General features: G+C 43.8%; 11 protein-coding genes, 1 tRNA gene and 1 pseudogene. 12 read left to right on the plus strand and 1 reads right to left on the minus strand.

The window, feature by feature from the left end; all coding sequences use genetic code 11:
• The 12 genes and pseudogenes from JO943_RS13955 to JO943_RS14010 all read left to right on the plus strand — a co-directional run.
• Positions 1–123 (plus strand): annotated as a pseudogene (locus tag JO943_RS13955) (elongation factor Tu); the annotation flags it as partial.
• Between the two features lie 54 nt (positions 124–177).
• Positions 178–253, plus strand: a tRNA-Trp gene (locus tag JO943_RS13960).
• A gap of 76 nt (positions 254–329) precedes the next feature.
• Positions 330–770, plus strand: a complete 441-nt coding sequence (gene secE, locus JO943_RS13965; protein ID WP_005226391.1) for a preprotein translocase subunit SecE — start codon at positions 330–332, stop codon at positions 768–770.
• A gap of 7 nt (positions 771–777) precedes the next feature.
• A complete protein-coding gene (gene nusG / locus JO943_RS13970; RefSeq protein WP_004774016.1) occupies positions 778–1,311 on the plus strand; it encodes a transcription termination/antitermination protein NusG in 534 nt (177 codons plus the stop codon).
• A gap of 112 nt (positions 1,312–1,423) precedes the next feature.
• The gene (gene rplK, locus JO943_RS13975; protein ID WP_004637639.1) at positions 1,424–1,852 is read left to right on the plus strand and encodes a 50S ribosomal protein L11; all 429 of its coding nucleotides are present in this window, start codon (positions 1,424–1,426) and stop codon (positions 1,850–1,852) included.
• A 3-nt stretch (positions 1,853–1,855) separates the two neighbouring features.
• Entirely contained in the window at positions 1,856–2,551 is a 696-nt protein-coding gene (gene rplA, locus JO943_RS13980; RefSeq protein WP_005226393.1) for a 50S ribosomal protein L1, read from the plus strand.
• 250 nt (positions 2,552–2,801) lie between these two features.
• Entirely contained in the window at positions 2,802–3,308 is a 507-nt protein-coding gene (gene rplJ, locus JO943_RS13985) for a 50S ribosomal protein L10 (RefSeq protein WP_004774017.1), read from the plus strand.
• 42 nt (positions 3,309–3,350) lie between these two features.
• Positions 3,351–3,722 carry a 50S ribosomal protein L7/L12 gene (rplL, locus tag JO943_RS13990; RefSeq protein ID WP_004774018.1) on the plus strand — a complete coding sequence of 124 codons (372 nt, stop codon included), beginning with the start codon at positions 3,351–3,353 and terminating at the stop codon, positions 3,720–3,722.
• Between the two features lie 309 nt (positions 3,723–4,031).
• Positions 4,032–8,120 (plus strand): DNA-directed RNA polymerase subunit beta, encoded by a 4,089-nt coding sequence (gene rpoB / locus JO943_RS13995; RefSeq protein WP_005226395.1) that lies wholly within the window; start codon positions 4,032–4,034, stop codon positions 8,118–8,120.
• Between the two features lie 141 nt (positions 8,121–8,261).
• On the plus strand, positions 8,262–12,455 hold the full coding sequence (gene rpoC, locus JO943_RS14000) for a DNA-directed RNA polymerase subunit beta' (RefSeq protein ID WP_004774020.1): 4,194 nt from the start codon (positions 8,262–8,264) through the stop codon (positions 12,453–12,455).
• A 163-nt stretch (positions 12,456–12,618) separates the two neighbouring features.
• The gene (locus JO943_RS14005; protein WP_004774021.1) at positions 12,619–12,984 is read left to right on the plus strand and encodes a hypothetical protein; all 366 of its coding nucleotides are present in this window, start codon (positions 12,619–12,621) and stop codon (positions 12,982–12,984) included.
• Positions 12,985–13,366: 382 nt separating this feature from the next.
• Positions 13,367–13,726: a YMGG-like glycine zipper-containing protein gene (locus JO943_RS14010; protein ID WP_004774022.1), complete on the plus strand. Its 360-nt coding sequence runs from the start codon at positions 13,367–13,369 to the stop codon at positions 13,724–13,726.
• Positions 13,727–13,780: 54 nt separating this feature from the next.
• On the opposite strand, the gene JO943_RS14015 is transcribed toward JO943_RS14010, so the two are convergent.
• Positions 13,781–14,272 (minus strand): DUF4442 domain-containing protein, encoded by a 492-nt coding sequence (locus JO943_RS14015; RefSeq protein ID WP_005280965.1) that lies wholly within the window; start codon positions 14,270–14,272, stop codon positions 13,781–13,783.
• Positions 14,273–14,312: the final 40 nt, after the last annotated feature.

Raw genomic sequence — 14,312 nt, forward strand, 5'->3', positions numbered from 1 at the left:
GACAACGTAGAAATGTCAGTAGAGTTAATCCACCCGATCGCAATGGACCCAGGTCTACGTTTTGCGATCCGTGAAGGTGGTCGTACTGTAGGTGCTGGTGTTGTTGCTAAAGTAACTGCATAAGCCCAATACTGTGTTACACTCAAATCGGAAGCTTCGGCTTTCGATTTGCATAATAGGCTAGTAGTTCAATTGGTAGAGCGTCGGTCTCCAAAACCGAATGTTGGGGGTTCGAGTCCCTCCTGGCCTGCCACTTTTTTTTTATAAAAAAGCTTAATTCTGGCTGAGTTGTCATATAATAAGTCGCGAATTCTACGACGAGTAAAAAAATGTCGAATGATAAATCGCGTGACGCATTAAGCGACGCGCCAATCCCTCAAAGAAATAATGCTGCAGAAGTTGTAAGCGCTGGTACTCCACTTGATGTCGTCTTGTGGTTGATTGCTATCGTTTTATTAATCGGTTCAGCATTGGTAAATCAACATTTACCTGCCTATTGGGCGCCAGCAAATGATGTTTGGGTGCGCGTTGGGGTAATTTTGGCTTGTATCGTCGTCGCTTTAGGTTTATTATACGCCACCCATCAAGGCAAAGGCTTTGTGCGTTTGTTGCAAGATGCGCGAATTGAACTGCGTCGAGTGACCTGGCCAACAAAACAAGAGACGATCACGACTTCGTGGCAGGTGCTTTTGGTTGTAGTGGTTGCATCATTGGTTTTATGGTGTTTCGATTACGGGTTAGGTTGGTTTATTAAGTTAATTATCGGGTAAGAGTGCGATGAAACGTTGGTATATTATTCATGCCTATTCAGGTTTTGAAAAACAAGTGATGCGTTCACTTAATGACCGAATCCAGCGCAGCACTGTTGCTGATAGCTTTGGTGAAGTCCTCGTCCCTACTGAAGAAGTAGTGGAAATGAAGGATGGTAAGAAGCGTAAGTCTGAACGTAAATTCTTTCCAGGCTATGTATTAGTCGAAATGGAAATGAATGATGATACTTGGCACATCGTTAAAGAGTGTCCAAAGGTCCTTGGTTTTATTGGTGGTACACCAGAAAAGCCAGCACCTATTTCACAACGTGAAGCTGATGCGATTCTTGCGCGTGTACGTAATACTGGTGAAGCACCACGTCCTAAGACGATGTTTGAACCAGGTGAAGAATTGCTCGTTGTTGACGGTCCGTTCACTGACTTTAAAGGAGTCGTGGAGGAAGTTCAATACGATAAGTCACGTTTAACGTTGACGATTAATGTATTTAATCGACCAACTCAGGTTGAACTCGAGTTTCGCCAAGTCGAAAAAACGATTTAACCTGTCTAGGTTGATAAGCGCCCGATCTGATCGGGCATTGTTGTTCAAACACTTCGGTGTTGTTTAATTTTTTGGGGAGCCTAGCGGCGTCTGTACCCAGAGGTAATTTTCAATGGCTAAGAAGATTGACGGCTATATCAAGCTGCAAGTTCCAGCTGGTAAAGCGAATCCATCTCCACCAATTGGTCCTGCTTTAGGTCAACGTGGTGTAAACATCATGGCATTCTGTAAAGAATTCAATGCTGCTACACAAAAACTTGAAGTTGGTTTGCCAATTCCTGTCGTGATCACTGTGTACAACGATAAGTCGTTCACTTTCATCATGAAAACTCCACCTGCATCTATTCTTCTTAAGAAAGCTGCTGGTATTCAAAAGGGTTCTTCTGTACCGAACAAAACTAAAGTTGGTAAGTTGACTCGTGCTCAGTTAGAAGAAATCGCGACTACTAAAGAACCAGACTTAACTGGTGCTGATTTAGACGCTCGTGTTCGTACCATCGCTGGTTCTGCACGTTCTATGGGCTTGGAAGTGGAGCTATAAGACATGGCAAAGTTAACTAAACGTCAAAAAGCCATTGCTGCTGCTGTAGAAGCAAACAAAGTTTACACTTTGGAAGAAGCAGTACAAGTTCTTAACAGCCTTCCAGCTGCGAAGTTCAAAGAATCTTTAGATATCGCTGTAAACCTTGGCGTAGACCCACGTAAATCTGATCAGGTTGTTCGTGGCGCGACGACTTTACCTGCAGGTACTGGTAAAACTGTACGTGTAGCTGTATTTGCTCAAGGTGCTGCTGCAGAAGCTGCGAAAGCTGCTGGTGCTGATATCGTTGGTTTTGATGACCTTGCTGAAAGCATTCAAGGTGGAAACCTTGATTTCGACGTAGTAATTGCTGCTCCTGATGCAATGCGCGTTGTTGGTAAGTTGGGTACAATTCTTGGTCCACGTGGCTTAATGCCAAACCCGAAAGTGGGTACAGTAACTCCTGATGTTGCTGGTGCGGTTAAGAATGCTAAATCTGGTCAAGCACGTTACCGTGTAGACAAAGCGGGTATCATCCACGCTGCGATCGGCCAACTTGGCTTTAGCGAAGAAGCTGTACGTCAAAACGTTGAAACTTTAATTGCAGACTTGAAAAAGTTGAAGCCTGCAACTTCTAAAGGTGTATACGTTAAAAAGATCACTTTGAGCTCAACTATGGGCCCTGGTTTGATCGTTGACGTAAGCAACGTATCTAAGTAATTAGAAAGAATTTTAAAGCCTTAGGTTTTCTCTTTGAGAAAATCTAAGCAAACTTTGAATTGATAAATGAATATTTATCAGCGTCAAAGACCTCAGGCGAGAAATATTTTCGAATGTTTTTCTTAATCATCCAGTCTGAGTAGACGCGGTGGTGTGATTTGTTCCTCCTCCGCGTGTAAGTCTGAATAGGACTTACGAATTGGGAGTGCATCCGTTAAGGGTGCATAAATCACCGTTAGGAGGTTTTACGATGGCTCTTCTTATCGAAGACAAAAAACAGATCGTTGCAGAAGTAAACGAAGTTGCTTCTAAAGCGTTCTCTGCCGTTGTTGCTGACTACCAAGGCTTAACTGTAGAGCAATTAACAACACTTCGTGTTGAAGCTCGTAAGTTAGGTGTTACTACACGTATCGTGCGTAACACTTTGGCTAAGCGTTCATTCGAAGGTACTCAATTCGATATCTTGAATGACGACCTTGTTGGTCCAACAATTCTCGGTTTCTCTACTTCTGAAGATGACATGGGTGCAGCTGCACGCTTGTTCGAAGAATTTGCGAAAACTAACAAAGCATTTGAACTTAAAGCTGCTGCATTTGATGGCAAAGTTTATAAAGGTGCTGACGTTAGCGTTATTGCGAACCTTCCGAACCAAGAGAAAGCGCTTACTATGCTTGCCTCTGTTCTTCAAGCTCCTATTTCGAAATTGGGTCGCCTCATTACAGCGCTCAAAGAGAAAAACGAGTCAGAAGCGGCTTAATCCTATTTTCACACCATTCAATATCCATTTGGAGTTACTCTCATGGCTTTAACTAACGAAGAAATCTTAAACGCAGTTGCTGAAAAAACAGTTCTTGAACTTGTTGAATTAATCTCTGCTTTCGAAGAGAAATTTAACGTATCTGCTGCTGCTGTAGCTGTTGCTGCTGCTCCAGGTGCTGGCGCTGCTGCTGCTGAAGAACAAACTGAATTCAACGTTGAGTTGACTTCTTTCGGTGCTAACAAAGTTGCTGTAATTAAAGCAGTACGTGAAGCTACTGGTCTTGGTCTTAAAGAAGCTAAAGATATGGTTGAAGGCGCTCCAGCTGTTCTTAAGGAAGGCGTTTCTAAAGAAGAAGGCGAAGAACTTAAGAAGAAGCTTGAAGAAGCTGGTGCTACAGTTACACTTAAGTAATTCTGTAGGGAGTCGGTTTTTTGATAATCGGCTCCAAAAATTGGCTGATGGCTCTTGGGTCATCAGCCTTTTTGCGTTACAATAATCGGCTCGTTTTTTGTTAGTTTTGCGTATAATCCGCGTATTATTTGAGCAAAATCAATAAAATCAAACGCTTACCAATATTTTTTTGCTTATAAAAATATTGTTAAGCGTTTTAATACCACTAAAAATTGCAGCATTTGTAAACAGTGGTGGCCATATCGGCCTGCGTAATTCCTTCTAAGCCCGTTCTGCAGGCGGGTTTAGTTTACTTTCCGAGGACTCCAGATGGCATACTCATATACCGAAAAGAAACGGATCCGTAAGAATTTTGGTAAATTGCCCCACGTAATGGAAGCACCGTACTTACTTTCGATTCAGGTCGATTCGTACCGTACATTCTTACAAGGCGGTAAAACACCAAAAAATCGCGAAGATATCGGTCTCCAAGCCGCATTTCGTTCAGTTTTTCCTATTGAAAGTTATTCTGGCAATGCTGCTTTAGAATTTGTTGAGTATAGTCTTGGTAAGCCTGAGTTTGACGTACGTGAATGTATTTTACGTGGTTCAACTTATGCAGCACCAATGCGCGTAAAAATTCGTTTGATCATTAAAGATCGTGAAACGAAATCAATTAAAGACGTTCGTGAACAAGAAGTTTACATGGGTGAAATGCCACTCATGACCGATAACGGTACATTCGTTATTAACGGTACTGAGCGTGTAATCGTATCTCAATTACACCGTTCACCAGGCGTATTCTTTGACCATGACAAGGGTAAAACCCACTCAAGCGGTAAAGTGTTGTATTCAGCACGTATTATTCCTTACCGTGGTTCATGGTTAGACTTTGAATTTGATGCAAAAGATTTAGTATTCGTACGTATTGACCGTCGTCGTAAATTATTGGCGACTGTGATCTTACGTGCCTTGAATTATACCAATGAACAAATTCTGAATTTGTTCTACGAAAAAGTACCTGTATATCTTGATATGGGTAGCTATCAAATTGACCTCGTTCCAGATCGCTTACGCGGTGAAATGGCGCAATTTGATATCTTGGACAATGATGGTAAAACCATTGTTGAACAGGGTAAACGTATTAATGCACGTCACGTACGTCAAATGGAAGCTGCGAACTTAGCCAAGCTTTCTGTACCTGATGAATATTTATATGAGCGTATTACTGCTGAAGATATCACCCTGAAAAGTGGTGATGTGATTCCTGCGAATACTGTTCTTAGCCATGAAGTGATGGTGAAGTTGGCTGAAGGTGGTGTTAAACAATTTAACATCCTGTTCACCAACGACATCGATCGTGGTCCTTTCGTTGCAGATACATTACGTGCAGATACGACTACTGGCCGTGAAGAAGCGCTGGTTGAAATCTATAAAGTTATGCGTCCAGGCGAGCCACCAACGAAAGAAGCTGCTGAAAACTTATTCAACAACTTGTTCTTCTCTTCTGAGCGTTATGACCTGTCTCCAGTGGGTCGTATGAAGTTCAACCGTCGTTTGGGTCGTCCTTACGAAGTGGGTACTGATCAGAAGTCACGTGAAGTTGAAGGTATTTTATCGCACGAAGATATCATTGATGTACTGCGTACATTAGTTGAAATCCGTAACGGTAAAGGTGAAGTCGACGATATCGATCACTTGGGTAACCGTCGTGTACGTTCTGTTGGTGAAATGACTGAAAACCAATTCCGTGTTGGTCTAGTTCGTGTTGAACGTGCTGTTAAAGAGCGTTTAAGCCAGGCAGAAACAGATAACTTGTCTCCACAAGATTTAATCAACGCGAAACCAGTTGCTGCTGCAATCAAAGAATTCTTTGGTTCAAGCCAGTTATCTCAGTTCATGGACCAAAACAACCCATTGTCTGAGATTACACACAAACGTCGTGTATCTGCGCTTGGTCCTGGTGGTTTGACTCGTGAACGCGCGGGCTTCGAAGTACGTGACGTACATCAAACTCACTATGGCCGTGTATGTCCAATTGAAACACCTGAAGGTCCAAACATTGGTTTGATCAACTCGCTTTCTGTTTATGCAAAAGCGAATGACTTCGGTTTCTTGGAAACACCATACCGTAAAGTTGTAGACGGTCGTGTAACTGATGATGTTGAATATTTATCTGCAATTGAAGAAGTGGGTACTGTCATTGCACAGGCCGATTCTGCAGTAGATAAAGATGGCAACTTGACTGAAGAAATGGTTTCTGTACGTCATCAAGGTGAATTCGTACGTATGTCGCCTGAGCGCGTCACACATATGGACGTTTCTGCACAGCAGGTTGTTTCTGTTGCAGCATCATTGATTCCATTCCTTGAACACGATGATGCGAACCGTGCATTAATGGGTTCGAACATGCAACGTCAGGCTGTTCCTACATTGCGTGCTGACAAGCCGCTTGTTGGTACCGGTATGGAAGCAAACGTAGCACGTGACTCAGGTGTGTGTGTGATCGCAAACCGTGGTGGTGCGATTGAATATGTTGATGCATCTCGTATCGTTATTCGTGTCAACGAAGATGAAATGATCGCGGGTGAAGCAGGTGTAGATATCTACAACCTGATCAAATATACACGTTCAAACCAGAATACCTGTATTAACCAAAATGTCATCGTGAACCTGGGCGACAAAGTTGCTCGTGGTGATATCTTGGCTGACGGTCCATCGACTGACATGGGTGAACTTGCGCTGGGTCAAAACATGCGCGTCGCGTTCATGACATGGAACGGTTATAACTATGAAGACTCGATCTTACTTTCTGAGCGTGTGCTTCAAGAAGACCGTTTAACCTCGATTCACATTCAGGAATTGTCATGTGTAGCACGTGATACCAAGTTAGGCGCAGAAGAAATTACTGCCGATATTCCTAACGTCGGTGAAGCTGCACTGTCTAAACTGGATGAGTCAGGTATTGTTTATATCGGTGCTGAAGTCACTGCGGGTGACATCCTTGTTGGTAAGGTAACGCCTAAAGGTGAGACTCAGTTAACACCTGAAGAAAAATTACTTCGCGCAATCTTTGGTGAAAAAGCAGCTGACGTTAAAGACTCTTCTTTACGCGTTCCATCTGGCACCAAAGGTACGGTGATTGACGTTCAAGTCTTCACTCGTGATGGTTTGGAAAAAGATGAACGTGCTCAAGCAATTGAGAAAGCTCAGCTCGATGCATACCGTAAAGACTTGAAAGAAGAATACAAAATCTTCGAAGAAGCAGCACGTGAACGTATTGTTCGTTTGTTGAAAGGTCAAGAATCTAACGGTGGTGGTTCAACTAAACGTGGCGATAAACTGACTGAAGATGTATTGTCTGGTTTAGAGCTGGTTGATTTACTTGAAATCCAGCCAAATGATGAAGCAATCGCTGAACGTTTAACTCAGATTCAAGTGTTCTTGAAAGAGAAGAGCTACGAGATTGACGAGAAGTTTGCCGAGAAGAAGCGTAAACTTTCTACAGGTGATGAATTAACAACGGGTGTATTGAAAGTTGTTAAGGTTTACCTTGCGGTTAAACGTCGTATCCAGCCTGGTGATAAAATGGCGGGTCGTCACGGTAACAAGGGTGTTGTATCTAACATCTTACCAGTTGAAGACATGCCACATGATGCCAATGGTGTACCAGTCGACATCGTATTGAACCCACTGGGTGTACCGTCACGTATGAACGTGGGTCAGATTCTCGAGACTCACTTGGGTATGGCGGCGAAAGGTCTTGGCGATAAGATCGAAAAAATGTTGAAAGAACAACGTACAGTGATTGAACTGCGTGAATTCTTAGACAAGATTTATAACAAGGTTGGTGGTGAGCAGGAAGAGCTGGATAGCTTGACTGACGCAGAAATCTTGGCGCTTTCAGGCAACTTACGTGCTGGTGTTCCATTGGCAACTCCAGTATTCGATGGTGCTGAAGAAAGCCAGATCAAAGACTTACTTGAATTGGCAGACATTTCACGTACCGGTCAAACAGTATTGTTTGATGGTCGTACCGGTGAACAGTTTGACCGTCCTGTAACTGTAGGTTACATGTACATGCTCAAATTGAACCACTTGGTTGATGACAAGATGCATGCGCGTTCAACTGGTTCTTACTCACTTGTAACGCAACAGCCGCTTGGTGGTAAAGCACAATTCGGTGGTCAGCGTTTCGGTGAGATGGAAGTATGGGCACTTGAAGCATACGGTGCAGCATATACTCTCCAAGAAATGCTTACCGTGAAGTCGGATGACGTCGAAGGCCGTACACGCATCTATAAGAATATTGTAGATGGTAACCATTATATGGATCCGGGTATGCCTGAATCGTTCAACGTATTGACCAAAGAGATCCGTTCTTTAGGTATCAACATTGAACTGAAAAATGGTGACTAAATCCCCCTCGATCCCCCTTTATTAAAGGGGGAAGTTCCTCTCTTTCTTAAAGAGGGGCTAGGGGAGATTCCAAATTTCAGTAAAAACAATATTTGTGACCCAGTCGGGTGAGCCTAGCTCCCCGACACACGGAGAAAAAAATTGAAAGACTTGCTCGATATCATGCGTAAGAAAACGGATTCAGAAGGTCATGCACCTATTGAATTTGACCGTATCCGTATTGGTCTTGCGTCACCAGAGATGATTAAGTCATGGTCTCACGGTGAAGTTAAAAAGCCTGAAACCATTAACTACCGTACGTTTAAACCTGAACGTGACGGTTTGTTCTGTGCCAAAATCTTTGGTCCAGTAAAAGATTACGAATGCTTGTGTGGTAAATACAAGCGTATGAAATACAAAGGCGTCATTTGTGAAAAATGTGGCGTTGAAGTAACAACAGCGAAAGTTCGTCGTGAACGTATGGGTCACATCGAGCTTGCTTCTCCAGTTGCACACATCTGGTTCTTGAAATCATTACCGAGCCGTATCGGTTTACTTCTTGATATGACATTACGTGATATCGAGCGCGTACTGTATTTCGAATCTTATGTTGTTACTGATCCTGGTATGACTCCGTTTGAAAAGTATCAACTTTTAACAGACGAAGAATACTACAATGCCCTTGAAGAACACGGTGATGAATTCACTGCGAAAATGGGTGCAGAAGCAGTTCAGGACTTATTAAAAGATATCGATCTTGAAGCTGAGATTGCGCGTTTACGTGAAGAAATTCCACAAACAACGTCAGAGACGAAACTTAAAAAAGCGTCTAAGCGTTTGAAATTGATGGAAGCTTTCAAAGATTCGAACAACAAGCCTGAATGGATGGTGATGAACGTACTTCCAGTACTTCCACCAGACTTACGTCCGCTTGTACCACTTGAAGGTGGTCGTTTCGCGACTTCAGACTTGAACGATTTATATCGTCGTGTGATCAACCGTAACAACCGTTTGAAGCGTCTTCTTGACCTTGCTGCGCCAGACATCATCGTACGTAACGAAAAACGTATGTTACAAGAGTCTGTGGATGCGTTGCTTGATAACGGTCGTCGTGGTCGTGCAATTACCGGTTCGAACAAACGTCCATTGAAATCTTTGGCAGACATGATCAAAGGTAAACAAGGTCGTTTCCGTCAAAACTTACTTGGTAAGCGTGTTGACTATTCTGGTCGTTCGGTAATTACCGTAGGTCCTACTTTGCGTCTTCACCAATGTGGTCTTCCGAAGAAGATGGCACTTGAATTGTTCAAGCCATTTATTTTCGCGAAACTACAAGCCTCTGGCCAAGCAACAACCATTAAAGCTGCGAAGAAAATGGTTGAGCGCGAGACGCCGGAAGTTTGGGACGTTCTAGCTTCTGTAATTCGTCAACATCCAGTCATGTTGAACCGTGCGCCAACACTTCACCGTCTAGGTCTTCAAGCATTTGAACCTATTCTGATCGAAGGTAAGGCAATCCGTCTTCACCCACTCGTATGTGCTGCGTTTAACGCCGACTTCGATGGTGACCAAATGGCGGTACACGTTCCATTGACATTGGAAGCACAGTTAGAAGCACGTGCGTTGATGATGTCTACAAACAACATCTTGTCACCTGCAAATGGTGAGCCAATCATCGTTCCTTCTCAGGACGTTGTCTTGGGTCTTTACTACATCACACGTGATGCGGTAAATGCCAAAGGTGAAGGCATGGTGTTTGCGGATACTCACGAAGTTAACCGTGCGTTAGCAACGGGTAAAGTTGCGATCCATGCGCGTGTAAAAGTACGTGTACACCAAACGGTGATTGATGAAAACGGTAACCGTGAAAAGCAAACTATCATTGTTGATACAACACCTGGTCGTTGCTTGTTATGGGAAGTTGTTCCACAAGGTTTAAGCTTCGAATCGATCAACCTTGAGATGACCAAGAAAAACATCTCTAAGTTAATCAACTCTTGCTACCGTAAACTTGGTTTGAAAGATACTGTTATCTTCGCTGACCAATTGATGTATTTGGGCTTCCGTCAAGCGACGCGTTCAGGTGTATCTGTTGGTATGGAAGACATGTTGATTCCACCAACCAAGCATACGATTATCGATAAAGCGGAAACCGAAGTTCGTGAAATCGAACAACAGTTCGAGCAAGGCTTCGTAACTGCAGGCGAGCGTTATAACAAAGTTGTCGATATCTGGGCACGTACAAACGACCAGGTTGCGAAAGCGATGATGGATAACTTGTCTTATACCCTTGTGAAAAACAAACAAGGTGAAGACGAGAAACAGAAATCATTCAACTCGATTTATATGATGTCTGACTCGGGTGCCCGTGGTAGTGCGGCGCAGATCCGTCAGCTTGCCGGTATGCGTGGTTTGATGGCGAAGCCGGATGGCTCGATCATTGAGACCCCGATTAAAGCAAACTTCCGTGAAGGTTTGACGGTACTTCAGTACTTCATCTCGACACACGGTGCGCGTAAAGGTTTGGCCGATACCGCATTGAAAACTGCGAACTCTGGTTACTTGACACGTCGTCTTGTAGACGTAGCACAAGATTTGGTTATTACTGAATCTGACTGTGGTACAGCCGGTGGCTTGGTGATGACTCCATTCATTCAAGGTGGTGACGTTATTGAACCATTACGCGATCGCGTATTGGGTCGTGTAACTGCTGAAGATGTACGTCGTGCATCTGATGATGAAGTGGTTCTTCCACGTGGTACCTTGATTGACGAGAAAATTGCTGCTCAGCTTGAAGAAGCGGGTGTCGATGAAGTTAAAGTACGTTCAGTTATCGCTTGTGAATCTACCTTCGGTGTATGTGCTCGTTGTTATGGTCGTGACCTTGCACGCGGTCACTTGGTGAACCCAGGTGAATCAGTGGGTGTAATGGCTGCACAATCAATTGGTGAGCCAGGTACACAGTTAACGATGCGTACCTTCCACGTGGGTGGTGCTGCGAGCCGAACTTCTGCTGCAAACAGTGTTCAAGTACGTAACAAAGGTACTGTACGTTTCCACAACGTGAAAACTGTACAACATGCCAAAGGTCACCAAGTATCTGTTTCACGTTCAGGTGAAATCGGTATTGCGGATGATTTAGGTCGTGAGCGCGAGCGTTATAAGCTTCCTTACGGTGCAAGCATCTTGTTGAAAGATGGCGAAGCTGTAGAAGCTGGCGGTATCGTCGCGACTTGGGATCCACATACACATCCATTGGTAACAGAAGTTGCTGGTAAAGCGCGTTTCAGCCAGATTGCTGATGGCGTAACTGCAACATCGAAAACTGATGATGCAACTGGTATGACTACTGTTGAAATCTTGCCTGTAACAGCGCGTCCTGCTTCTGGTAAAGATTTACGTCCTGCAATCGTGTTGGATACAACCGATGGCGGCGAACAGTTCTACTTCTTGCCACAAAACACAATTGTAACTGTCCGTGATGGCGAAACGATTGGTGTGGGTGATGTCATTGGTCGTGTACCACAAGAAACGTCACGTACTCGTGATATTACCGGTGGTCTGCCGCGTGTAGCTGACTTGTTCGAAGCACGTAAGCCGAAAGAGCATGCCATCCTTGCAGAAGTATCAGGTGTTGTCAGCTTCGGTAAAGAGACCAAAGGTAAGAACCGTTTAGTGATTACTCCGGATGATGGTTCTGAGATTTACGAAGAATTGATTCCAAAATGGCGTACCATTAACGTGTTCGAAGGTGAGCATGTCAATCGTGGTGAAACCATTTCTGATGGCCCACAAAACCCACATGACATCTTACGTTTGAAAGGTGAAGTGGCATTAACCAACTACATCGTGAACGAAGTTCAAGACGTTTACCGTCTCCAAGGTGTAAAAATCAACGATAAGCACATTGAAGTAGTTGTACGTCAAATGTTGCGTAAAGTTGATATCACTGATGGCGGTGATACAAGCTTCATCAAAGGCGAGCAAGTGGATTACATCCGCGTTGTTCAAGAGAACCAAGCTGTCTTGGCTCAGAACAAGTTCCCTGCGAAGTTTGAACGTCAATTGATGGGTATTACCAAAGCATCGCTTTCTACTGACTCGTTCATCTCTGCTGCATCGTTCCAGGAAACCACACGTGTGTTAACTGAAGCGGCTGTAACAGGTAAAGAAGATGATTTACGTGGCTTGAAAGAAAACGTTGTTGTGGGTCGCTTGATCCCAGCGGGTACAGGTCTTGCGTATCACCTAGAGCGTCGTCGTCAAGAAGCAGAAGCTGCTGAATTTGAACTTCACAATGACTTTAGTGAAGTTGACCAAGCATTTAGTCAAGCGTTGAACTCAGACCAGTTCTAAGTCTTAACCAATGAAAAAGGCACCTTCGGGTGCCTTTTTTTGTGGAAAAATGAAGCAGTTGTTACAAAAACGCATTACAGCATCAGTATTTGATTACTTAATCAAAGTAAACAGTTCATTAAACAATACTATCCTATGCACATCTGAGAGAGGAGATGTTCGAATGAAAAAAATGATGATGATTGCTGGTGTAGGTTTGATGTCAACCACCTTGTTTGTCGGTTGCCAAAATGCCAGCCCAGAAAGTAAACGTATCGGTTCTGCTGCGATTGGTGGCGGTGCAGGTGGTGCGGTTGGTAAGCACGTTGGTGGTAACCTTGGCGCTGGTCTTGGTGCTGCAATTGGTGCAGGTGTTGCGGCCAATGCTAAAGGTTCAAATAGTAAAAATACACGTAATAGCGCAATCGGTGCTGGCTTAGGTGCTGTGATCGGTGGTGCGGTATTAGGCGGTGACTCAGGTGCTGCAGTCGGTGGCGCATTAGGTGGTAGTGCCGGCTCTGCTTATGGCGAGAAAAAAGGCAAGTACTAAGCCCGCTCCTAAATTTGTAGATGACTTGGGAGATGATCTGAATAATTCAATCAGATCATCTCTCTAACTATTATCTTATAAATGTTTCTTTCAGTGATAAAGTTTGATTGCCGCGCGCGCTTCAAGAAAAATTATAATGTCTTTAGTCGGCTTCATAACAAATGAATTCTGTTGAATAAATACCAAGTTTTTGATCAGGTGTATCAAGATTATTTCTATCCTTAATTATTTCAAAATCCTTTAGCCACCCGAGCTAGCTGCCCCAAACCCTGTCTTTACAAAATACTAATCGATTGGGACAGAGTGATAACACAATGTGATCAAATTCCCCATAAAAGAGGATTATGCTTTTGGATAGAGCATAAGAGAAGTGAGTATAGGCATGAAAAAAACAATCGGTTTAGTTTCAACTTTGGTGTTATCGGCGGTAATGTTCACAGGCTGTCAAAATATGAGTGCCTCTGACCAGCGTATTGGTACCGCAGCGCTTGGTGGTGCTGTCGGTGGTGGTTTAGGTAACCACGTGGGCGGTGGTCTTGGTGCGGGCGTTGGTGCAGCTGCGGGTGCAGGTGTAGGTGCCAATGCAAAAGGCGCGAATAGCAGTTCTACAACCAGTAGCGCGATTGGTGCGGGTATCGGTTCTGTCGTAGGTAAAGCCATCTTTGGTGGTGACTCAGGCGCTGCGATTGGTGGTGCAATCGGCGGTGGTGCTGGTGCAGCCATTCAAGAGAAGAAAAGATAATGTCTGCGCAACAGATTTAAAAAATGCCTGCACGTGTTGCAGGCATTTTTATTGCTATGGTTTTAATGATGCTTTAGGTTTTTTACGCCGGATATAAAGCACCTTTTCGACTTCGGCAATACGTGTGCCGGCATCATCCACAATATTTAAGCTGTAATGCCGTAAAACCGGTTGGTGATTTTCTGCCAGCTGCTTAATTTCGGTGATTTCATTGGCATTCAGCTGGATCTCGGCATAAACGGTATTCCGTCCTGGCGCAATAAAATTAATTGTGGCACTTTTATCCCAGACAATATATTTATTGCCCAGATGATGGATCAGAATCAACATATAAAAAGGATCGACCATCGAATATAAACTACCGCCAAAATGCGTTCCGACCAGATTGCGATTGCGTCTGGTAAGTGGCATTTTGACCCGAATATAGTAGTCATCCAGATCAATGGTTTCAATCTCGATTCCCGCACCACGATAAGGGGAGTAGTGATTCAGCAGAAATCTGGAAATTGCCGGAATGGTTCGAATTTTTCTGAAAAAGTCTTTCATGGTCAATTTTTTTTCTTACAACTCTATTCATACTCCATAA

It is taken from the genome of Acinetobacter sp. 'aerobic (ED)' (genome assembly GCF_904886855.1).
Taxonomy (GTDB): Bacteria; Pseudomonadota; Gammaproteobacteria; order Pseudomonadales; family Moraxellaceae; genus Acinetobacter; species Acinetobacter courvalinii.